General features: G+C 51.6%; 16 protein-coding genes. 11 read left to right on the forward strand and 5 right to left on the reverse strand.

Going from position 1 to position 21,360, the window contains the following annotated elements:
* The first annotated feature begins 2 nt into the window (after positions 1-2).
* From DCC81_RS07410 to DCC81_RS07460, 11 genes are all read left to right on the forward strand, one after another.
* Complete coding sequence (locus DCC81_RS07410; protein ID WP_108685918.1) at positions 3-1,625, forward strand: RagB/SusD family nutrient uptake outer membrane protein; 1,623 nt, start codon at positions 3-5, stop codon at positions 1,623-1,625.
* Positions 1,626-1,651: 26 nt separating this feature from the next.
* Positions 1,652-3,610, forward strand: coding sequence for an NPCBM/NEW2 domain-containing protein (locus DCC81_RS07415; RefSeq protein ID WP_108685919.1), 1,959 nt, complete (start codon positions 1,652-1,654; stop codon positions 3,608-3,610).
* A gap of 34 nt (positions 3,611-3,644) precedes the next feature.
* A complete protein-coding gene (locus DCC81_RS07420; RefSeq protein WP_108685920.1) occupies positions 3,645-4,703 on the forward strand; it encodes a DUF4434 domain-containing protein in 1,059 nt (352 codons plus the stop codon).
* Positions 4,704-4,753: 50 nt separating this feature from the next.
* Complete coding sequence (locus DCC81_RS07425) at positions 4,754-7,081, forward strand: sialate O-acetylesterase (RefSeq protein ID WP_108685921.1); 2,328 nt, start codon at positions 4,754-4,756, stop codon at positions 7,079-7,081.
* A complete protein-coding gene (locus tag DCC81_RS07430; RefSeq protein WP_108685922.1) occupies positions 7,078-9,405 on the forward strand; it encodes a DUF4434 domain-containing protein in 2,328 nt (775 codons plus the stop codon). The genes DCC81_RS07425 and DCC81_RS07430 overlap by 4 nt, the downstream gene beginning before the upstream one ends.
* Before the next feature lie 13 nt (positions 9,406-9,418).
* Entirely contained in the window at positions 9,419-10,363 is a 945-nt protein-coding gene (gene rbsK, locus DCC81_RS07435) for a ribokinase (protein ID WP_240612924.1), read from the forward strand.
* 122 nt (positions 10,364-10,485) lie between these two features.
* On the forward strand, positions 10,486-11,436 hold the full coding sequence (locus tag DCC81_RS07440; RefSeq protein WP_240612925.1) for a GRP family sugar transporter: 951 nt from the start codon (positions 10,486-10,488) through the stop codon (positions 11,434-11,436).
* Positions 11,437-11,470: 34 nt separating this feature from the next.
* Positions 11,471-12,556: a DUF4434 domain-containing protein gene (locus DCC81_RS07445; protein ID WP_108686505.1), complete on the forward strand. Its 1,086-nt coding sequence runs from the start codon at positions 11,471-11,473 to the stop codon at positions 12,554-12,556.
* 8 nt (positions 12,557-12,564) lie between these two features.
* A complete protein-coding gene (locus DCC81_RS07450; protein ID WP_108685925.1) occupies positions 12,565-13,965 on the forward strand; it encodes a sugar porter family MFS transporter in 1,401 nt (466 codons plus the stop codon).
* Between the two features lie 57 nt (positions 13,966-14,022).
* Entirely contained in the window at positions 14,023-16,128 is a 2,106-nt protein-coding gene (locus tag DCC81_RS07455; protein ID WP_205686266.1) for a formylglycine-generating enzyme family protein, read from the forward strand.
* A 172-nt stretch (positions 16,129-16,300) separates the two neighbouring features.
* The gene (locus tag DCC81_RS07460) at positions 16,301-16,831 is read left to right on the forward strand and encodes a flavodoxin domain-containing protein (protein ID WP_108685926.1); all 531 of its coding nucleotides are present in this window, start codon (positions 16,301-16,303) and stop codon (positions 16,829-16,831) included.
* A gap of 236 nt (positions 16,832-17,067) precedes the next feature.
* Here DCC81_RS07460 and DCC81_RS07465 read toward each other — a convergent pair whose 3' ends face one another.
* From DCC81_RS07465 to DCC81_RS07485, 5 genes are all read right to left on the reverse strand, one after another.
* Positions 17,068-17,418: a T9SS type A sorting domain-containing protein gene (locus DCC81_RS07465; protein ID WP_108685927.1), complete on the reverse strand. Its 351-nt coding sequence runs from the start codon at positions 17,416-17,418 to the stop codon at positions 17,068-17,070.
* A 146-nt stretch (positions 17,419-17,564) separates the two neighbouring features.
* The gene (locus tag DCC81_RS07470; RefSeq protein WP_108685928.1) at positions 17,565-18,032 is read right to left on the reverse strand and encodes a redoxin domain-containing protein; all 468 of its coding nucleotides are present in this window, start codon (positions 18,030-18,032) and stop codon (positions 17,565-17,567) included.
* A 158-nt stretch (positions 18,033-18,190) separates the two neighbouring features.
* Positions 18,191-19,192, reverse strand: coding sequence for a hypothetical protein (locus tag DCC81_RS07475; protein WP_108685929.1), 1,002 nt, complete (start codon positions 19,190-19,192; stop codon positions 18,191-18,193).
* Between the two features lie 62 nt (positions 19,193-19,254).
* Positions 19,255-20,256, reverse strand: coding sequence for a hypothetical protein (locus tag DCC81_RS07480; protein WP_133177591.1), 1,002 nt, complete (start codon positions 20,254-20,256; stop codon positions 19,255-19,257).
* Between the two features lie 77 nt (positions 20,257-20,333).
* Positions 20,334-21,350, reverse strand: coding sequence for a PorP/SprF family type IX secretion system membrane protein (locus tag DCC81_RS07485; RefSeq protein ID WP_108685931.1), 1,017 nt, complete (start codon positions 21,348-21,350; stop codon positions 20,334-20,336).
* Between the last annotated feature and the right edge of the window lie 10 nt (positions 21,351-21,360).

Consider the following 21,360-nt stretch of genomic DNA (forward strand, 5'->3'; position numbering starts at 1 on the left):
TTATGAAACGTAATCATTATATTATTATTGCTGCCTGTTTTTTGATGATGCTGGCAGCCGGCTGTAAAAAAACACTGGAAGAAACGCCTAAGTCGTTTTATTCACCTAATAATCTCTATAAAACAGAAGCAGATGCCAATGCGGCCGTTACCGGTTTGTACGGCTCCCTGTCCGGGTGGAGCTTCTTTAAAGCACCTTTTCTCTTTAGCGAAGATGCCGATCATGATCATGTGGTAGGCCCGGTATGGAACTTCAGCAGCCAGGGTGCCGGTAACTACGACCAGTACTGGGGCGTTGCAAGCATGTGGCAGGGGTATTACAATATCTGTGCACAAGTGAATACTATTCTGGAAAAAGTGCCTGCCATCAAGTTTGCCGCAGACTCAACGAAGAACCGGGTATTGGGCGAAGCTTACTTTTTCCGTGGCTGGTCTTATTTCAACCTGGTACGCCTCTGGGGTGCAGTGCCGGTGAGGTTGGAAAATGTATCCATCGGCGCTACAGACAAGGCCCGCTCACCGGTTGCGGATGTTTATGCACAGGTGATCGCCGATCTTTCGAAAGCCGAATCCTTATTGCCGCGTAAGAAATCTCCTTTTGCAGGGCCTACCGGATCTGTAAACCAGGGCGTAGCCAAAGCGATGTTGGCAAAAGTATACCTGACAATGGCTTCTGGCGCCGCTACCGGTACCGTAACCGTGAGAGGAGGAGCTGACAATGCTGCGTATACCTACACCAAAGACGTGGTGGCAGGGTATGAAGGCTTGGATAGTAAGGCATTGTTTGCCAAGGCCAGGGATAAGGCACAGGAAGTGATCGATAGCGGGGATTATGCACTCCAGCCGAATTATATGGCGGTATGGGGCCGTGCTAATAAAAACAACCCGGAGATGATATGGGAATTCCAGACCCAGGACAATAGCGATTATGGCACTTACCTGCAATACTGGTACTCTGCTCCTTACTATGGCGGTACCTCCTATATGTGGATGGCTAAGAATCTCTATGACAGCTACCAGCAGCAGGATGACAGGGCACTGAACGGTATATTCCACCAGTACTTCATGTATGGTGCGTGGATGCTGTATCCTGAACGGGATTCCGCGTTGTACAAAAACGCACCCGGTGGCAATATCGCTAAATTTTATTCCTCCTATTCCCACCCTTTTACCACGAAATACTGGATCGGTACCGCCACGGAGACCGGCAGTGGGGCTACCTCTACCAATGGGGGCCTGAGAGATGTGAACTTTCCAATGCTGCGTTATGCAGACGTACTCCTGATGTATGCTGAGGCAGCAAGCGAGGCGAATGGCGGCCCTACAGCAGCAGCTTATGCGGCCTTGAATAAGGTCCGGAACCGCGCTAAGGAAAGCGATACTTCCGGTTTGAACCAGCAGCAATTCCGCTCCCTGGTATTGGAAGAAAGAGGAAAAGAACTATACCAGGAAAATAACCGCCGTTTTGACCTGATCAGGTGGGGGATCTTTACCCAGGTAATGAACCAGGTAGGAACGATGGAGAATGTTATTAAAACCCGCGCTAAAAAGAACCTGCTGTTCCCGATACCGCAATCTGAAATCAATGCCAATAAACTGATCGGTGGTAACAACCCGGGCTGGTAGTGCAGGTAGTAAACTTATAACTCGTTATGAAGCGTATTTTTCTTTTATGCATCTTCCTGCCGCTGATCGGGTTTTCCAAGACCATTTACCTGCATGAGCTGGACCTGCGCCCTATGTTGCAAGACTGGGGCGCGGCCCAGGTGAACAGGTCTGTGCTGGGTACGGGGTTAAGCGTAGCTGGCGTCCGCTACCAGCATGGGGTGGGAACCCATTCCATCAGCCGCCTGCTGGTATCGCTGGGTGGCAAGGCCCGGTCTTTTTCCGGCTGGGTAGGGGCTGATGATGCCAATGATTTTTCAGGTAATATGGAATTCCGGCTCATTGCCGATCAGCGGCTCGTGTGGACAAGCGGTGTAATGCATAAGGGAATGCCGGCAAAGGCATTTCATATAAAACTGGACGGTGTACAAAAACTGGCCTTGGTGGTAGCAGAAGCCGGGGATGGGATCATGTATGACCATGCAGACTGGCTGGAGGCAAAATTTGAAACGGCCGGCATCGTTGGCACCGAGGACGTGTGGCCCGCGCCTGTACCGGCAGCTCCCTATATCCTTACCCCGCCGCCAGCGGCTGCACCTAAGATCAATGGTGCAAAGGTATTGGGCGCCAGGCCCGGGAACCCGGTGCTCTTCTCTATCCCGGCTACCGGGGAAAGACCGCTCCATTTTGCAGCTGAAAATATGCCAACGGGCCTCGTGCTTGATTCCATGAACGGGATCATCCGGGGCGCTGTAGCCCAACCGGGTACGTACAATATCCGGTTGACCGCTACGAACCAACGGGGGAGTGACAGCCGGATACTGCGGCTGGAAGTGGGCGACCGCATTTGCCTTACGCCCCCCATGGGATGGAACAGCTGGAATTGCTGGGGATTAAAAGTGGATGAACAGAAAGTGAAGGATGCGGCAGATTTCATGGCAGACAAGCTACGCAATCACGGATGGTCTTACATAAACATTGATGATGGATGGGAGGCCGCAAAGCGTACTGCAGACAGCACCCTTAATGGCAACGAAAAGTTCCCGGACTTCGGCAGGCTCTGTTCCTACGTACATGACAAAGGGCTCCGGTTTGGTATCTATTCTTCACCCGGGCCTGCCACTTGTGGCGGTCACCTGGGAAGCTATGGGTTTGAACAAAAAGATGCAGATACCTGGGCTGCCTGGGGTGTTGACTTTCTGAAATATGACTACTGTTACTATTCAAAAATTGCACCTGTTCCAACAGAAGAACTCATTAAGCAACCCTATGAAGTGATGCGCCACGCACTGGACAAAGTGCCGCGGGATATCGTATACTGTGTTGGCTACGGTGCCCCCCGCGTATGGTATTGGGGCCAGGAAGCCGGTGGAAATCTCTGGCGGACCACCCGCGATATTACGGATGACTGGAATATTGTTACAGCGATCGGCTGCTTCCAGGACGTGTGTGCACCGGTAATAAGGCCCGGCTGCTACAATGACCCGGACATGCTGGTAGTGGGAAAACTGGGGCTTGGCTGGGGTGAAAAAGTGCATAACTCGCATTTGACACCGGATGAACAATATTCCCATGTAAGCTTGTGGTGCCTGCAATCAGCGCCCCTGCTGATCGGTTGCGACCTCTCGGAGATCGATGATTTCACTTTGGGATTGCTCACAAATGATGAAGTGATCGCCGTAGACCAGGATCCGCTTGTAATGCCGGTTAAAAAACTGGTAACGCCGGAAGGACAGATATGGTACAAGTACCTGGAAGATGGTTCCGTTGCTGTAGGCTTATTTAATGTGGATCCCTATTTTATCCTGTGGGATAAGGGCCAGGCGGAAAGCATACAGACCCGCAAACAAACGATGACGCTGGATCTTTCGCAACTGGGTCTGAAGGGAAAGTTTGCGGTGCGCGATCTCTGGCGGCAGCAGGACATCGGTAGTTTTGAAAATCATTTCTCGGCCCAGGTGCCTTACCATGGAGTATGCCTCGTTAAGCTCACCCCGGTGAAATAACAGGTGATCGTTAATAATCCAAAAAAATTGCTACATGAACAGACGTCATTTTTTAACCCTGGGAGGCCTTACTGCCGCCGGATTACTAACCGCCGGTAAAACCCAGGGAGCGCTTATAAACGAAGCCCGGAAGAACACGAAAATAAAACCGATCGCAGGTTCCTGGTTTGAATTTCAACATCTCAACATTGAAGAGGGCCTGTATTGGGACCCCGCCCTTAAAAGCTTTACAGCGGAACAATGGAAGGCCAAGGTCTGGGAGATCAAGGAGATAGGTATGGAGTACCTGGTGCTGATGGGCATAGCGGCTTTCGGCAAGGCATTTTATCCCACCAAGCTGGCGCCGAAGTTTGAGCTGAATTGTGAAGATCCCCTGGAAGCTGTATTGTCCGCTGCCGATGAAGCGGGCATCAAGTTCTTTGTGAGCAATGATTTCTGGGGAGACGGCCGGAATCCTGAAAAAATGATGCGTGATCCGGAAATCCGCAAAATAAGGCAGCAGGCTATGGAGGAAGTAGCCGCCAGGTACAGCCATCATAAAAGTTTTTATGGATGGTATTTCCCCAATGAAGCTTACCTGCATCCTTACCTGGACGAGTTCTTTGTTGACTACGTTAATGATTGTGCCCGCAGTGCCAAGCAACTGACGCCGGATTGCGTGAACCTGATAGCGCCCTATAATATTAAAGCGGAGAAAAGTGATGATGGATATGTAAAACAACTGGAAAGGATGAACATTGAAATCGTGGCTTACCAGGATGGCGTGGGCGTTAATTCAACCAAGCTGGGCGAGCCCGCCAGGTATTTTGAGCACCTGCATGCCGCACACGAGAAAGCCGCCCGCTCCAGGATATGGGCAGACATGGAACTGTTCTACTTTGAAGATAAAACCAAAGGCAACCTGTTGCCGGCAGACTTTAATACCCGCATCCTGAAGCAAATGGAAGACCTGTCTCCCTTTGTTGATAAGATCCTGTGTTACCAGTACATCGGTATCATGAATAAGCCCGGCTCCACTGCATTTGCCGGCGTTAAGGAAACCACCAGGTTGTACAATCAATACAAGAAATGGTTGGGTAATCAGAAAGCGTAATCTTTTTATCTATCAAACGCCGGGCAGCGAAATACCCGGACCGCATAAAAATGAAGAATAAGACACTTGTACTGTTGCTACTGCTTATCACGGGCAGTGTTTACGGCCAGTTGCCCCTGCGGCTACCCGCTGTTTTAAGTGATCACGCTGTTTTGCAGCGGGGTGACCACGTGCGGTTGTGGGGATGGGGCCCGGGGGGCAGTACTGTTTGCATTGTAGGCAGCTGGCGCACATCAGATACCATTCGTGCGCGCATTGGCGCAGATTGTGCCTGGAGTGTGGAACTGCCCGCTCCTGCAGTGGGCAACGGCCCCTTTACTATCGATTTTATCTGCGGGAAAGACCACCGGAAAATTGAAGATGTGCTCTTCGGGGAAGTATGGTTGTGCTCCGGGCAATCAAATATGGAATTCAATGCCCGATGGGGACTGGCGGACGGTGACAAGCCCATTGGACCCGTTGAAAATCCGTCTATCCGTTTTTTCCAGGTAGCCCAGGCTTACCAGCCTTACCCGGCCGTGGATTGCCAGGGTGAATGGAAAGTTTGTGACGCCCGGACCATGCCTGACTTCAGCAGTGTAGGCTATTTTTTTGGCCGCCGGCTGCAGGAAACAACGAAGCGGCCGGTAGGGCTGATCGGTGCTTACTGGGGTGGCACCTGCATCCAAACCTGGATGCCGCAAAGCTTCTTTGACAAAGACACTTCCTTTAACAGCAGTAATGCCCGGAGGGAGGCTTATGGATGGGCTCCCGAAGCGCCCGCATTGCTGTATAATGCGATGATCCACCCATTTGCCCCGCTGAAAATGGCCGGTGTGATCTGGTACCAGGGAGAGGCCAATGTAGGGGAAGGCGCCGAACGGTATGGAACGTTGTTCCGTGGGTTGATCCAAAGCTGGCGCACTGCCTTCGGTCAATCCCTGCCTTTCTATTTTGCACAGATCGCGCCCTGGAACGGTTATCCCGGCGTAAACGCAGCGGTCCTCCGGGAGCAGCAGGCAACGGTACTGGATCTTCCTGGAACCGGTATGGTGCCGGTGGCAGACCTGGTGACGGATGTGGCTAACATTCATCCGCCTGCCAAAAGAAAAGTAGGAGAACGCCTCGCTGACCTGGCCTTGAAAGAACAATACGGCGTGGATACCTTACACCCGTATGCACCCAGCTTTGCAGGGTTTGAAGTACAGGGTAATAAGGCTATCGTACACGTGAACACCAGTGGAAAATTGCTGCCGGCAGCAAAAAATATTAAACCATTCCAGCTGGCAGGGGCAGATGGCGTTTTTTATACCGCCAATGCGAAAGTGTATAAAGGATCGGAGATCTGGTTAACTGCCCCGCAGGTAGCAAAACCGGCTGCAATAAGATATTGCTTTACCAACGACGCGCTCCCGGCAGTGAAAAATGAATATGACCTGCCGTTGTTGCCTTTCCGTACAGACGGGAAAGCCCCTTCCTGCAATGGTAACCTCGTTTTTCATGATCACCGGTTCAAGATCCTCCAGTTTACCGACCTGCACTGGATCGTTGGCGGGGATTTCCGGAAGGGCGATGACAGCGCTATGGTGCTGATGCGCTCCCTCCTGGAAAAGGAAAAGCCGGACCTGGTGGTGTTTACCGGGGATATCGTGGTTTCCGGCGGGGCTGCCGGGGCCTGGAAGGAAGTAACACAACCGCTGGCAGACATGCAGATCCCTTTTGTGGTCACCTTCGGCAACCACGACACAGAAACGGATATTACCAAGCAGCAGGCGCTGAGTGTTATCAACACCAACCCGTATAACCTCACTTACAACGCCGGGGATCACTTGCCCGGGGTGGGCAATTGCAGCCTGTTGATCAAAGACGGGGCAGACCATACCGGCAAGGCGGCTTTATTCTTTTTTGACTCCCATGCGTACAGCGCCGATAGTTCGGTGAAAGGATATGACTGGATTAAAAATGAGCAGATCCAGTGGTACCGGGAGCAAAGCATGCAGTATGAAAAGGAAAACGGGAAGCCACTGCCTTCATTGGCCTTTTTCCACATACCATTGCCTGAATTTGAACTGGTGCGCAATCAGCCGTCAACCGTGGGCAATGCATACGAGCCGGTTTGTGCACCTTACCTGAACACCGGCCTGTTTGCCGCTTTTGTGGAGCGGAAAGATGTAGAAGGTGTTTTTGCAGGGCACGATCACAACAATGACTACATTGGGGTGCTGGATAGCATATGCCTGGCCTATGGCCGCAAAACCGGTTACAATGCACCCTATCACGAAGTACTGGAAAGAGGCGCCAGGGTCATTGAATTATATGATAATGGAGACCTGAATACTTACATCACTGCATTGAGCGGTCGGAGCTATTATTTCCATTTTAAACGAGCGAAAAAATGAGGATATCCCATTACTGGCGCCGGATCTTATTTATAGGTCAGCTGTCATTGCTTTTATTGCCACTTTTTTTATCCGCCTCCCCGCTGCGTGCCGGGGGATCAGATAGCGTAATACTGGCCAATGGTACTTTTATCCAGCAATCGTTGATCCGGAACTGGAGCGATGAACGCTGGCAGCAGGAGCTAAAGGCATTAAAGGAAGTGGGCATGCGCTACCTCGTGCTGGCACCCACATTAAATACGGATAAAGGAAAAATGCCTGAAGCCTGTTACCCCAGCACCCTTCCCGGCGTAAAGCAGGGGGAGGCAAGAGACCTGGTGGAGGACTGCCTGCGCAATGCTGCAAAAGCCGGTTTCAAGGTGTTCCTGGGGCTTAACCTGGATGAACGCTGGTGGACGGCATCCTTCAGTCCTGAATGGCTCTACCAGCAAATGGAAACCGGCAACCAGGTGGCCGATGAACTGGTGAAACGCTACAAGCAGCGGTATGGCGACGTATTATATGGCTGGTACTGGGTATGGGAAGTGGATAATTTACATGGTGCGGCGCCAGGTGCACCGGAAGTGCTGACCAAGGCGCTTAATATTAACCTGGACCACCTGCATGCATTAACTCCCGGGATGCCGGTCATGCTCTGCCCTTTCATGAATTACCGGGTAGGAACGCCGGCCGATTGTAAAAAGATGTGGACATCTGTTTTTGCCGGAACACATTTTAAAGCAGGCGACATTTTTGCCCCGCAGGATGGCGTAGGCGCAGGCGGCCTGGATCTTAACAAACTGGAGGAATGGTATGCTGATCTTAAGGAAGCGGTAGACACCAAACCGGGTTTGGTGTTCTGGTCGGATGCAGAAACGTTTGACCAGCGGTTCTGGTCTATTGCCACCCTGGACCGGTTTGTGCAGCAAATGAAGCTGGTACGTCCCTATGTCAGCGAGGTGATCAGCTTTGCTTACAGTCATTACTACAGCCCTCTTAAAGTAAATCCCGCTTATCACCAGGCTTATTTGTATTATGCACATAATGGAACGTTGCCGCATTTGCCAGCTCCCCTGGCACCGGTAAACCTTAACTGCCGCACCAATGAAAAGGGGGCTGCTATGCTGGAATGGCAGGAGTCCAAACTTAAAGAAGGACTGGCCGGGTTTTATATCTACCGGAACGGGCAGCTGGTGGGCAACCGGCAATATAACCACCAGGGCAAGTGCGTAACCGCGTATGCCGAAAAGGAAGCGCTGGCAGCAGGCAGTTACCGCTACGAAGTTTGCGCTTATACCTGTACTGGAGTAATGGGGCCCAGAGCCATGGTGAATTGGGTACAGCCATTTACCGGAACGAAAGACAGCAGCACAAGGCAGCTACCGGGATTGAGCAATTATCTCATTCCGCCTGGCACCCGGGGTGCCGTGATCGCCAGCCCGGTGGGCCGCACTGCACATCCCAGCCGTTTCCGGTTACTGACAGATACCTCCGGGCTTTTTGTGATTGACAGGTTGCAGCAGCTGCGGCTGAAGAACGGGGTAAGGCTTGACAGCAACCAGGCCGGGTTCCGGTACGGTATCCGGATCGCTGTTGATGGCGATACGGCAGCAGTGGAACTGGTAAAAGACCAGTTTATCGAGAACAAGGTAATTGCCCACCGCGGTGCATGGAAAAACCAGGGAGCCAGTGAAAATTCTGTAGGTTCGCTGCGAAATGCCATCGCCATGGGATGCCAGGGATCTGAGTTTGATGTTTGGATGTCGCTTGACAGCGTGCTGGTGATCTCCCATGATCCTGTCATAGGCGGTAAAAATATTGAATCCTCAACGGGAGCAGCCGTGTTGCAGGTGGCATTGAAGAACGGGGAGAAAGTGCCCTCACTGGATCAATACCTGGAAGAAATAAAGCAGCAAAACAAAACGCGCTTATACCTGGAGATTAAATCTTCCCTGGTCAGCCAGGAGCGGTCACTGGCGCTTACAGACCGGGTAGTAGCGATGGTGCGCCGGCACAAAGCCCAGGCCTGGGTAAAATATATAAGTTTCAATTTCGGTGTGCTGGAGCACATCCGGCAGCTGGACCCGGTGGCAGATGTTGCCTATTTGTCTGGTGACAAAACCATGGAGCAGCTGCAGGATGGGGGCGTGAATGGGGCGGATTATCCCTATTACAGTTTTCATTCCGGTGATATTGTCTCACAGGCACATGAACGGGGCATCAGCACGAATGCCTGGACGGTAGATACTAAAGAAGAAATGCTATTCCTGCTGGGCAAAGGGATTGATATGATCACCACGAATGAGCCCGAGCTGTTATTGCAGTTGATCAACCAAGGAAAATAAACTCATTTGATATATGCTAATGAAGCAAAATGCGGGCCCTCTTGCAAAGGTGCTGGTGGTAGGCAGCAGCAACACTGATATGGTTGTAAAAACAGAAAGGCTGCCCGCGGCAGGAGAGACCCTGCTGGGAGGAGCCTTCTTTATGAACGCGGGTGGCAAAGGTGCTAACCAGGCCGTTGCCGCTGCAAGACTGGGCGCCTCCGTGACCTTTATCGGCAAAACAGGCAACGATGTTTTTGGTGAACAAACAAGACAATTGCTTTCTAAAGAAGGCATTGACACCCGCCACTTACTGACAGACCCGGTTCTTCCTTCGGGCGTAGCATTGATTACCGTCAATGCTGCCGGTGAAAATTGTATTGTGGTGGCTTCCGGCGCCAATGGTAACCTGATGCCGGAAGACATGCCGGATATCCGAACGGTGCTGGAGGCTTGTGACATTGTAGTGTTACAACTGGAGATTCCATTGGAGACGGTGATATATGTGGCAAAAGAAGCGTCCCGAATGGGGAAAAAGGTGATCCTTAATCCTGCTCCGGCGCGCGTGCTGCCTCCGGGGCTGCTTCCTTTTGTATTTCTTATTACGCCCAATGAAACGGAGGCCCAGGTGATCAGCGGCATAGATACCGCCGGTGAGGAGGGGGTACTTGCAGCGGCCCGCAAGTTGGCTGATATGGGTAGCGAGCATGTGATTATCACCCGGGGGGGTAAGGGCGCGCTGATCTACAGCGGTGGCGTGTTTGAATGGATAGCCCCTGTTCCCGTTAAAGCAGTAGACACTACTGCAGCGGGAGACGTATTCACAGGCGCATTGGCGGTGAGACTGGCAGAAGGCAGCTCACTTTTGAGCGCTGCGCTTTTTGCCGCAAGTGCCGCCGCTATTTCAGTTACCCGCCAGGGTGCACTCACTTCCGCGCCCTACCGGGAGGAAATTGCCGCCCGTGATGCGGAACGCTAACAGGTGGGAAACCGGCTCGCTGATCCATTAACAATGCCCCGCGGGGCTAAACTGTACATCAATCTTTTTCTATGTTTATTGTTTATCACTACGCTGTTGCAGTAATATTCTGTGTTGTTACGATGCTGTGTTGGGGATCATGGGGAAATACACAGAAACTGGCACAGCGCAACTGGCGTTATGAATATTTTTATTGGGACTATGTGATCGGCGTACTGCTCTTTTCCTTACTGGGGGCGCTTACACTGGGGAGCATTGGTAGTGAGGGCAGAAGTTTCTTTACAGACCTGCAGCAGGCAACCTGCACTAACCTGGCGCTTGCCTTTACCGGTGGAATAGTATTCAATGCCGCAAATATCCTGCTTGCCGGGGCCATTTCGATATGCGGTATGGCGGTGGCCTTCCCCGTGGGTATTGGGCTGGCGCTGGTACTGGGCGTGCTGATTAATTACATAGGCGCATCAAAAGGAGATCCTTTGCTGTTATTTGCCGGCGCTGCTTTCATAACACTGGCAATTGTGTTCAGTGGTTTGGCATACAGAAGTGCTGCCAGGCAGCATACGCGGCTGCCTGCAAAGGGATTGCTGCTTTCCATACTGGCGGGGATCATTATGTCCTGCTTCTACCGTTTTATCGCGGCTGCAATGGATATGGATAATTTTGCACAACCGGCACCTGGTAAGATGACGCCCTATACGGCCTTGTTTATTTTTGCGGTGGGCGTTCTTGTCAGCAATTTCCCTTTCAGCTTTATTGCACGCTCAAAGCCCGTTTCGGGAACCCATATTCCATTAATGGCTTATTTTAAAGGATCCGCCAAATCCCACCTGGTGGGAATAGCCGGAGGGTGCATCTGGTGTCTGGGTACGCTTTTCAGCTTATTGGCTTCCGCCAAGGCAGGAGCCGCTATTTCCTATGGCCTTGGACAGGGCGCCACACTCGTTTCTGCCTTGTGGGGCATATTCGTTTGGAAGGAGTTTGATGGCGCCCCGCCTGCCGCGCGCCGCTTCAATGTTGCCATGTTCTTTATGTTCCTCATCGGGCTGGGTTTGCTGATCTATGCGGGTAAGTAAGCCCGTAATTTATTCCATTTTTAATAAGAGGTATATGCAATATGATCGCCGCACATTTCTGAAGAAGACATCCCTGACGGGGCTGTCTGCCAGCGTATTTTCCCTGGCAGGTGGCCACCTGCCAGATGGAAGATCCCTCGAGTTATCCAGCCAGCCCTTCTCGGGGGCCCTGCCGGATCCCTTACAGGCCTTGCCCATCAGTGCCACATTCCTGGACGAGATTTCCATGGATATTCCCCATCAGAACTGGGGTGAAAAAGAATGGGACAGGGATTTTTCCCTGATGAAAGCCATCGGCATAGATACCGTAATTATGATACGCTGTGGCTACCGTAAATTTATCACTTACCCTTCCCCGTACCTGTTGAAAAAAGGATGTTACCGGCCGTCCCAGGATCTGCTGGAACTCTTTCTCAAATTGGCGGATAAGTATGGTATGAAATTTTACTTTGGGTTGTACGATTCCGGTAAGTACTGGGACACCGGTGACCTGAGCTGGGAGGTAGAAGATAATAAATGGATCATCGATGAAGTCTGGAATACCTATGGAAAACGTTTTAAGAGTTTCCGGGGATGGTATATCAGCAGTGAGATCAGCCGGAAAACCAAGGGCGCAATTGCATCTTTTCATACCATGGGTAAACAATGCAAGGACGTTTCGGGTGGGCTGCCCACTTTTATTTCGCCGTGGATAGACGGTAAAAAGGCAGTAGAAGCAGCGTCAGGAAATCTTACCAAGACCAATGCCATTTCCGTTGCAGAACATGAAAAGGAATGGAATGAAATATTTGACGGCATACATGATGTGGTAGATGCCTGCGCCTTCCAGGATGGCCATATCGATTATGATGAACTGGATGCTTTTTTTTCTGTGAATAAAAAACTGGCAGATAAGTATAAAATGGAATGCTGGACCAATGCCGAAACTTTTGACAGGGATATGCCCATCCGCTTCCTGCCGATTAAGTTCGACAAGCTGCGCCTGAAACTGGAGGCGGCGAAACGCGCCGGTTATGATAAAGCCATCACTTTTGAATTCTCCCATTTTATGAGTCCACAGTCTGCCTACCTGCAGGCAGGTCATTTATATAACCGGTATAAAGAATATTTCAACCTATAATCTAACTTATGACTCAGTCTTCCGAACAAAATATTGGCTATGTTATATTCCTGTCTGTGGTGGCGGCACTCGGCGGTTTTCTTTTCGGCTATGATACGGCTGTTATTTCCGGTACTATCGACCAGGTAAGCGCCCAGTATCACCTGTCAGCGATTGAACAGGGATGGTATGTAGGCTGCGCTTTAGTGGGATCTATTGCCGGAGTACTGGTGGCTGGTGTGATCAGTGACCGGTTTGGAAGGAAAAAAACACTCATTATTGCAGCGGTGCTGTTTTCCATATCCGGATTTGGTTGTGCGGCATCAGCAGGCATCAATCAGCTGGTATTTTACCGGATCGTGGGAGGGGTGGCCATTGGCGTGGTATCGATCATATCTCCCCTCTATATTTCAGAAGTAGCCATTACAAAGTTCAGGGGACGGCTGGTGTCTCTATACCAGCTGGCCATTACCATTGGTTTCCTGGGCGCCTATCTTGTCAATTACCAGTTGCTGCATATCGCGCAGGCTGGCATACCCACTGCTAATCCTTTCTGGCTGAAGATCTTTGTACAGGAACCCTGGCGGGCCATGCTGGGAATGGAATCATTACCAGCCGTTCTTTTTTTTATCGTGATCTTCTTTATCCCGGAAAGCCCACGCTGGCTGGTAACCCGGGCAAAGGAATACCAGGCTAACATTATACTGACCCGTATTTATGGGAACCAGGAACACGCATTGCAGGAGGTAGCAGCCGTAAAAGAACAGCTGCTTACAGAAAGCAGCAGGAACTGGCATTTGCTGCTGAAACAGCCGTTCCTGAAGGCATTGCTGATAGGCGTGTCTATTGCCATACTGGGGCAGTTCATGGGAGTGAATGCAGTGCTTTATTATGGCCCCACCATTTTCCGGAACAGCGGGTTGTCCAGCGGGGATTCTTTGTTTTATCAGGTGTTGGTTGGGCTGGTGAATGCGCTGACAACAGTGTTGGCCCTGGTGGTGATCGACCGGGTAGGCCGGAAAAAACTGGTCTACTACGGCGTGTCCGGCATGGTCGTATCACTGGTGCTGATAGGCCTCTATTTCCTGAAAGGCGATGCCTGGCACATTTCTCCTTTTGTACTACTGGCCTTTTTCCTGGCTTATATTTTTTGCTGCGCAGTATCTGTCTGTGCGGTGGTGTGGGTACTGCTTTCTGAAATGTATCCAACAACCGTAAGAGGGATTGCCATGTCTATTGCAGGATTTGCGTTGTGGGTTGGTACTTATCTCATCGGGCAGCTCACCCCCTGGATGCTGACGAACCTTACATCCGCCGGCACTTTTTTCCTCTTCGCTTTTATGTGCGTGCCTTATATATGGATCGTATGGAAGCTGGTACCGGAAACCACCGGGAAATCGCTCGAAGAAATCGAACGGCTTTGGGTTTGAAGCAATACCAGGTTATAAATGATGATAACAATGAAGAAAATATACTGTTTGCTTTTTATGCCGTTGTGGCTTGTTTGTGCCGCCCAGGCACAGACACCCGAACGGCAGGGAGATCTTAAAGAGTTATTCAAAGGCCCTCAAACGCCGGCTATGCAGGCAGACTGGTGGCAGCATATGTTGCAGTGGAGGACCGCGGAAAAACTGCGCCTGCAATATAAAGATACTGTCTATCGCAAGTTCCATCAGGGATGGACGTCGCGGGTATTTATGTACGCCCAGGTAATGGCATGCGACCGGTTTCTTTATGACCCGGTTCACAAACGTTACACCGTAGACCGCTACCTGGCGGATGTAAAGCATCGTTATGGCGGCCTGGAAGCTGTATTGATCTGGCCTACCTATCCCAACATCGGCATAGACAACCGTAACCAGTTTGACTGGCTGGCATCCATGCCCGGCGGACGGGATGGTGTAAGAGAAATGGTGCGGGATTTTAAGCAGCGGGGTGTGAGGGTGTTTTTCCCGATCATGATCTGGGATACCGGTACCAGGGCCATAAGCAACCCGATGGCCGCTGCTTTGATTGCAGAGATGCAGGCTGTTGGTGCAGACGGGTTGAATGGCGATACCATGTTTGGTGTTACGGAGGACTTCCAGCAGGCGTGCGATAGTATAGGATACCCGGTTGCCCTGCAGCCGGAAGTGGCTATCGATGACCTGAATATGGTGAAATGGAACACGATGAGCTGGGGATATTACTGGAAGTATGATCATGTTCCGGGTGTCAGTGTGTATAAATGGCTGGAGCCCAAACACCAGGTACATATCACCAACCGGTGGATCATTGACAGGACCGATGACCTGCAATATGCGTTCTTTAACGGGGTTGGCTACAACACCTGGGAAAATATTTGGGGTATCTGGAATGGGATCACCGAACGTTATGCAGCCGCTATCAAGAGAATTGGCCATATTTACCGGGCATTCCCCGGTGCATGGAGCAGTGCGGAATGGCAGCCCCATTTCCCCGCACAATCTTCCGGTGTTTTTGTTTCACGGTTTCCGCAGCAGGGTTATACCATGTACACTTTGGTGAACCGCGACAGTGTGGACAAAACAGGCCGGCAACTGCAATTACCTTATCAGAGCGGCTTGCGTTACTTTGATATCTATAACGGCCGGGAACTGCACGCGGCGAAGGAAGGGGACCTGGTGTACCTGGACTTCCCGGTAGAAGCCAATGGGTTTGGGGCGGTATTACAAATGAAGTCATCCCTCGTGGACAAAAGGCTGATGAACGTGCTGGCCGAAATGCGGCAACTGAGTGCAAAACCGCTTAAGAGCCTTTCCGACCGGTGGACGCCACTGCAGCAATCTATAACGCAGGTCAAAAAGACGGTACGCTATGCGGCAGCGCCCAAAGGAATGGTGGCCATACCGGGCGTAAAAAATTACCAGTTCAAAACACAAGGCGTAATGATCGAAGGGAATGACCTGCCAGACGGAATAGGGGTGCAACATCCCTGGGAAGCGCATCCCGCCCGTTCACAAACGCATGGGATGGATATCGATCCGTTCTATATGGACAAATACCCGGTCACCAATAAGCAGTTCAAGGCTTTCCTGGATGCCACCCATTACCGTCCGGCAGATGAGCACAACTACTTAAAGGACTGGAAAAATGGCACGTACCAGGAGGGCTGGGATGATAAGCCTGTTACCTGGGTATCCCTGGAAGATGCCCGTGCCTATGCCAGCTGGGCCGGCAAGCGGTTACCACACGAATGGGAATGGCAATATGCCGGGCAGGGAACGGATGATCGTGCCTATCCCTGGGGTAACATCATGGATAGCACCCTGCTTCCTGCGCGCGACACCGGCCGGGTAATGCGGGGACCTGCCGCTGTAAATGCATTTACACGCGGGGCAAGCCCGTTTGGTGTGATGGATATGGTGGGCAATGTCTGGCAATGGACGGATGAGTACACCGACCTGCACACCCGTTATGCCGTGCTGAAGGGAGGTGGCTATTACCGTCCCAAAGGGTCTGATTGGTATTTCCCGGAGGCAACCGCCTTATTCAAATATGGCAAGTATCTTTTAATGAGCCCTTCGATGGACCGGTCGGGCAGCGTGGGATTCAGGTGTGTGGCGGATAAATAAGGCGGCCCCTGATATTTAAATACAACCGGAAGAAGCCTGGGCCGGGAAGACCTCTTGCCAGATAATGGAACCTTTCACTGTTGGTACTAAATGCTTTCAATTGTAGTGACGGTGGTCATTTTCAAGGCCCGCGGGACAGGCTATTTTGCGGCCGTACCCAAACGAATCTGCAATGAAAGCGGTCATTATCTATGCTGGTAAATACGGTGCCACCGAACAATACGCCCAATGGCTGGCAGAGCGACTGCAGCTCCCTGTGTTGAAAGCTGATGACGCTAACGCAGCGGCACTGGCAGGTTACGACCTGGTTATACTGGGTAGTTCTGTCTATGTAGGGCAGCTCGTGATCCGTACCTGGCTGCAAGCGCACCAGGTGGCACTTCTGTCAAAAAAACTGTTGTTATTCATTGTCTGCGGCTCCACCTACCAGGACCCGCCGGAACAGCGCAAGGTCCTGGAGAACAACCTGGAGCCTGCATTGCGCAAAACAACCAGGGTGTTTTTCCTGCCGGGACGGTGCATTATAAAAAATTTATCCTGGAAGGACCGGCTGTTGCTGCGGTTTGGTGCGCTGGCGGCCAAAGACCCTGTGCAGAAAGCAGCCATGAGGTCCGGCTTCGACCGGCTGGACCGCGCCGCACTGGACGAATTGGCCAGTGCGGCCAGGGCCATAATCATTCCGGGAAATCCCTCCTCCATGTAATTGCCCTATAGCTTCTTTCTGAAATACACAGGGAACCGGCCGCCACCAGGATGGTGGGTTAAGTTTCCGTGGGAGCACCTGCGGCCTGGCTAAAAAGAGGACCCAATCCCTTTTTATTTAACTACGCCAAAATAAAACATACCTATCCCGCGTTTATCAGCAGTACCTGATGCCAGGCATGCCAATGCCGCGCAAATTGCTTCGCTGCACGTAAAACGGAAATAAAAGAAAGGGAACTAGTTCTTGATGACGTTAAATTTACCGGATTCGGCGATGTTGCCGGTCTGGTCACGGAGCTGGTAAATGTAAATTCCCGTGTAGTAGTTGTCGAGGTTTAACTCTGTACGGTAGGGAATGTCCTTGATCTCTTCCATCTTCTTGCCAAGGAAGTTATAGACAATAAGGGCATAGTGCTTATCGCTGTTTTTCTGGAGTTCAAAGGTAATGCGACTGGTAGCGGGGTTGGGGTAAGGCGGTTTAAAGATCTTCACCGATCCACCATCATTACCCGGGGCATACTGCGCCCTGGCCCCGAAGGACAAGGTACACAAAGCCATAAGTAAGAAGAGTGTATAGGTTTTGATCATAGTAAATCAAAGATATAATATTTTTTGAATATTTGCGTTCGGGGAGGATTAAATTTTCGCACGTTATATAAAGCTATATAAAAAATAACAAACGGCAGGCCAATTATTGTGTGCCTGCCGTCTTTTTTTCAAAATATTAACAACGCTTAGATTTTCGCTAAAACCTCCTTGATCTTCTCAAAATCAGGCAGATCGCCGGCAGATTCTTTCACTTCTGCATACTGGATGTTGCCATTGCCATCCACCACGAAGGCCGCACGCTTGGACACGCCTTTCAGGTCCAGGGCAAATGTTTCATAAAAAGCACCGTAAGCGGGGGATACTTCCTTGTTAAAATCACTCAGCAGCGCGAAGTTAAGACCGTTTTCTTCCTTGAATTTTTTCAGGGTAAAGGGCGAATCCACGGAAATGCCCAGTATTTCCGCGTTCAGCCCGTTGTATACCGCCAGGCTGTCGCGCATGCTGCACAGTTCTGCGGTGCACACGCTGGTGAAGGCCATCGGGAAGAAAAGGATCAATACCTTCTTGCCTTTGAAATCCGCCAGGGACGTGAGTTTCTTTTCAGTATCATACAGCGAGAATGCCGGAGCGGGCGTACCAATTGCTAAGCTCATAGTAATCAAATTTTAAGTGGTGAGTGCTTATACTGCGGCCGAAAGGTACGGCATATCTTGACCGGAACATAGACCTTGTCCTGAATTTATGCCGGCAGGCCATGCCACCCCATTGCGCTCGCCCGGAACGTGGCTACTGCCCTGAGTTATTGCATCTCCTAGCGGGCCGGGAAGATCTCCTGGAAGTTATGGTCTGCATCCGCACTGTATCCATCGCGCTCCTTCAGCAGGTGGCAGCGGTCCAGGTAGTAATCCACGCGGCGCCCGTCTTTCAGCCACATATAAGCCTGGGCCAGGTTATAATACAGGTCGTACTTCAGGAACAGCATATTGTAGCGGTCGTCGTGGGTTTTCAGGGTAGGTGTTACCTGGTCCAGGTGGGCCAGTTCCACTTCCCAGTAGGCGGCGGCGTGTTCCATCACGGCTTCCAGGGGCGCCCACTGCTGGTCGCGGCTAAACTGGCCGAGGGCCAGCAGCGCGGTATCTGCAATGCCTTTATCCAGGCCGTCCAGGCCAAATTTGGAAGATTTTCTCAGGAAGAACAGGTGCACGTTTATATGCTTGGTGCTGCCAAAGAATTCTTCATTGAGCAGGAAGTTTATCCAGTCTATATTGGTCTGCAAGGCACTGGGGGTTTGGGTTTCCAGCAGTGCATTATTCGCATAGGCACTTACCGGAGGCTCCACGTTGGTGCGGCTGCGGAAGGCTACACTGAATTTCTGGTAAGAGGAGGAGAGGGCGGAGTCTTCTTCGTACGTGAGGCCTTTGTTGTCCATCAGCTTGAAATACACCGGGGTATAAATAGGGGCTTCAATGCTCATCACGTAATCGCCGGTGTTCACCATTTTGGGTTGTATGGTGTGTGGGCCGGCGGCGGTGCCTATGGTCAGCACCAGGTGCAGGTCGCCATCCATGGGCATGCGCTGCAGGCTGTCCAGCGCTACGGAGGCGCCTATCTGGCCTTCGGTGAGGCCGTATTTGCCCAGGTCGTAATTGCTGAACACGCGTACATCGTAGGTTTTAATGCTATCCGGCAGCCTGCGCGACGCAGGTTTCAGGTAGGTTACGGTGGTTTCCACTACGCCATCTATCTGTGCCTTGGCACCATAACCAGTCAGCAGGCCCATTCCCGCAAGCAGGCAGCAAATGTACTTTTTCATAGTATATCGTTTCACATCTGGCAATTTACGAGCATTCCCCCGTTTGAAATATTAAACACCCATTAAAAACGCCGGGGCTTGGGCGCCACACCCAGTTCCTGCATGATGGTCACCAGCTCCTGGGTATCAGTATCGCGTTCTTTCATCTTAAAACACTGGTCCAGGAAGTAGAGGGCCTGGTCTGTATCCCGCGCCCAGATGGCGCATTGGGCCAGGTTGTGATAAATGTCGTACTGGATAACGCTCAGCCGCTCTTTAGACTTGTGGTCTTTCAGGGCCTGCCAGGCGGCCTGTGTTTTTTCCAGGGCCCGCTTCCAGTAGCCTATGGCCTGGTGGCAGGCATCTGCCACGGGCTCCCATTGCTGGTCCTGGCCAAACCGGTGCAGCACCGTATATACACCGTTGATAATGGGTTTGTCCGTGCCATCCAGTCCAAACTTTTCATTTTTCTCAAAGCCAAAAAAGACCACGTTGATCTTATGACTGGCCCCGAAGAACATTTCCGTGAGCCGGTAGTTCATCCAGGAAATATTCTGGTCCAGCGCCATTTCCCAGCTATGATCAATGATAGCCTGCGAATATTCTTCCATCGATGGTGGAGGCCCGTTCATGGGATAAGCGATCGTGTAAGCCAGCTGGGACGATGCCATGGAAGAGTCGTCTTCGTAGATCATGCCCTTCTTATCTGTAAGCTTGTAGTAGACCGGCAGGTAAATGGAGCCGGTAACAATATGCCGCTCTCCGTCTGAAAACGTGTAGGGATCTATCACTGCCGGGCTGGAAGTGTCTCCTACGGTAACGGATATACGCAGATCAGCACTGTCATTCAGCACCCGTTTCAGGGGCGACATCTTTACCTGCAGGGCCAGGGAGCCGGGGTAAATGTGATAGGCTTCCGGCAGCTTGCTGCTCACATACACCTGGAAAGTAGCACAATCTGGCGGCAGTTTATTGGTAGGCGGTTTCTGGTAATTGACGTAAGCCCTGTACAATTGCATTTTCTGGCTCAGGGCAGGCAGGCTACAGCAGAGAACAAAGGTCAGTATCAGGGTACAACGTATCATACTACTAATGTAAAAATAAAAAAGGTGCAGCGGGCATGCCCCTGCACCTTGAAGGTCTTGTAAAGTGTTAAAAATGGTTAAAAACGCGGGCACGACATATTGGCCACATCCTCGTTGCGGAATGCCTTGAACACCAGGGAGATCTCAAACCCGCCCTGGCCGTGGCTTGCAGGCGTAAGGGAAGAAATGTTGGAATCGTAGCTGAAGCCGATCTCATACTTACCCATATCCAGCCTTACTACCGGGATGATAGCGTCTTTGTAGCGGTAGTAAATGCCGCCATACACACCATGGTCCGATTCGAGGCCCTGGCTCAGCAGGCCGTAGCCTATCATGGCCCCACCTATATATTCGGAATAGGAGCCCTGGTGCACTTCATTGTACTGGGCTATCACTTTCACATTTTCAGAAGCGGGGATGGTGATGCCTGCATTTATGGTAAACTTGGGTTGCAGCGTGGCTTTTTTATCTCCCATGAAAGACACCGCGGGGCGGTTAAAATGGTAAAGGGCCGCGCCCAGGTAGTAGTTGGTATTTTCCCCGATCACGCTGTTGAAACTCAGGCCCACGCCGGCATCTATGTAGGTGTAGCCCCGCAGCGCCAACCGCCCGTCTTCCCCGGTGGGGGCAGTGGGGTCAAAGCGGCCATTGGTATACTGGTTGTCAAACGTGAGGTGGGTGACGTCAAACTGGCGCTGCACCACCCCGCCCGTGGCGCCCAGGGAAAGGAAGGTGCTTTTATCATCGCTCAGTGATTTGTGATAGTTGAGCGCAGGCAGGATCTGGGTGGATTGCAGCTTTGAGGTGCCGGCCCGGTCGTAGCTGAGCTGCATGCCCACGGTCACAAAGTCCGTGAGGCCCACCGGGTATTTCAGCTCCGCGCTGAGGGTACCGGTTTCATACGGAATGGTCACGCTGTTCCACTGGTTGCGGTACACCGCCTGCACACGCACGTCCCCATTGAAAATGCCTATCAGCGCGGGATTGCGCAGGATGGGCGTTTCAGAGAATTGCGACAGGTGGATGTCCTGCGCCACTGCGGATGCACACCCGAAGGCGGCCAGGAACAAGCTTATTTTCAACAACGTTTTCATGTTGTGTTTT

Origin of the sequence: Chitinophaga parva (assembly GCF_003071345.1) — a bacterium.
In the GTDB taxonomy this organism is placed as follows: Bacteria; Bacteroidota; Bacteroidia; order Chitinophagales; family Chitinophagaceae; genus Chitinophaga; species Chitinophaga parva.

What these genes read in the sequence shown, in the direction of transcription:
- DCC81_RS07445 (WP_108686505.1), top strand. Translation starts at nt 11,471, where the DNA reads ATGCAATATGATCGCCGCACATTTCTGAAGAAGACATCCCTGACGGGG.
- rbsK (WP_240612924.1), top strand. Translation starts at nt 9,419, where the DNA reads ATGCTAATGAAGCAAAATGCGGGCCCTCTTGCAAAGGTGCTGGTGGTA.
- DCC81_RS07415 (WP_108685919.1), top strand. Translation starts at nt 1,652, where the DNA reads ATGAAGCGTATTTTTCTTTTATGCATCTTCCTGCCGCTGATCGGGTTT.
- DCC81_RS07465 (WP_108685927.1), bottom strand. Translation starts at nt 17,418, where the DNA reads ATGATCAAAACCTATACACTCTTCTTACTTATGGCTTTGTGTACCTTG.
- DCC81_RS07420 (WP_108685920.1), top strand. Translation starts at nt 3,645, where the DNA reads ATGAACAGACGTCATTTTTTAACCCTGGGAGGCCTTACTGCCGCCGGA.
- DCC81_RS07485 (WP_108685931.1), bottom strand. Translation starts at nt 21,350, where the DNA reads ATGAAAACGTTGTTGAAAATAAGCTTGTTCCTGGCCGCCTTCGGGTGT.
- DCC81_RS07410 (WP_108685918.1), top strand. Translation starts at nt 3, where the DNA reads ATGAAACGTAATCATTATATTATTATTGCTGCCTGTTTTTTGATGATG.
- DCC81_RS07440 (WP_240612925.1), top strand. Translation starts at nt 10,486, where the DNA reads ATGCTGTGTTGGGGATCATGGGGAAATACACAGAAACTGGCACAGCGC.
- DCC81_RS07425 (WP_108685921.1), top strand. Translation starts at nt 4,754, where the DNA reads ATGAAGAATAAGACACTTGTACTGTTGCTACTGCTTATCACGGGCAGT.
- DCC81_RS07430 (WP_108685922.1), top strand. Translation starts at nt 7,078, where the DNA reads ATGAGGATATCCCATTACTGGCGCCGGATCTTATTTATAGGTCAGCTG.
- DCC81_RS07455 (WP_205686266.1), top strand. Translation starts at nt 14,023, where the DNA reads ATGCCGTTGTGGCTTGTTTGTGCCGCCCAGGCACAGACACCCGAACGG.
- DCC81_RS07470 (WP_108685928.1), bottom strand. Translation starts at nt 18,032, where the DNA reads ATGAGCTTAGCAATTGGTACGCCCGCTCCGGCATTCTCGCTGTATGAT.
- DCC81_RS07475 (WP_108685929.1), bottom strand. Translation starts at nt 19,192, where the DNA reads ATGAAAAAGTACATTTGCTGCCTGCTTGCGGGAATGGGCCTGCTGACT.
- DCC81_RS07450 (WP_108685925.1), top strand. Translation starts at nt 12,565, where the DNA reads ATGACTCAGTCTTCCGAACAAAATATTGGCTATGTTATATTCCTGTCT.
- DCC81_RS07460 (WP_108685926.1), top strand. Translation starts at nt 16,301, where the DNA reads ATGAAAGCGGTCATTATCTATGCTGGTAAATACGGTGCCACCGAACAA.
- DCC81_RS07480 (WP_133177591.1), bottom strand. Translation starts at nt 20,256, where the DNA reads ATGATACGTTGTACCCTGATACTGACCTTTGTTCTCTGCTGTAGCCTG.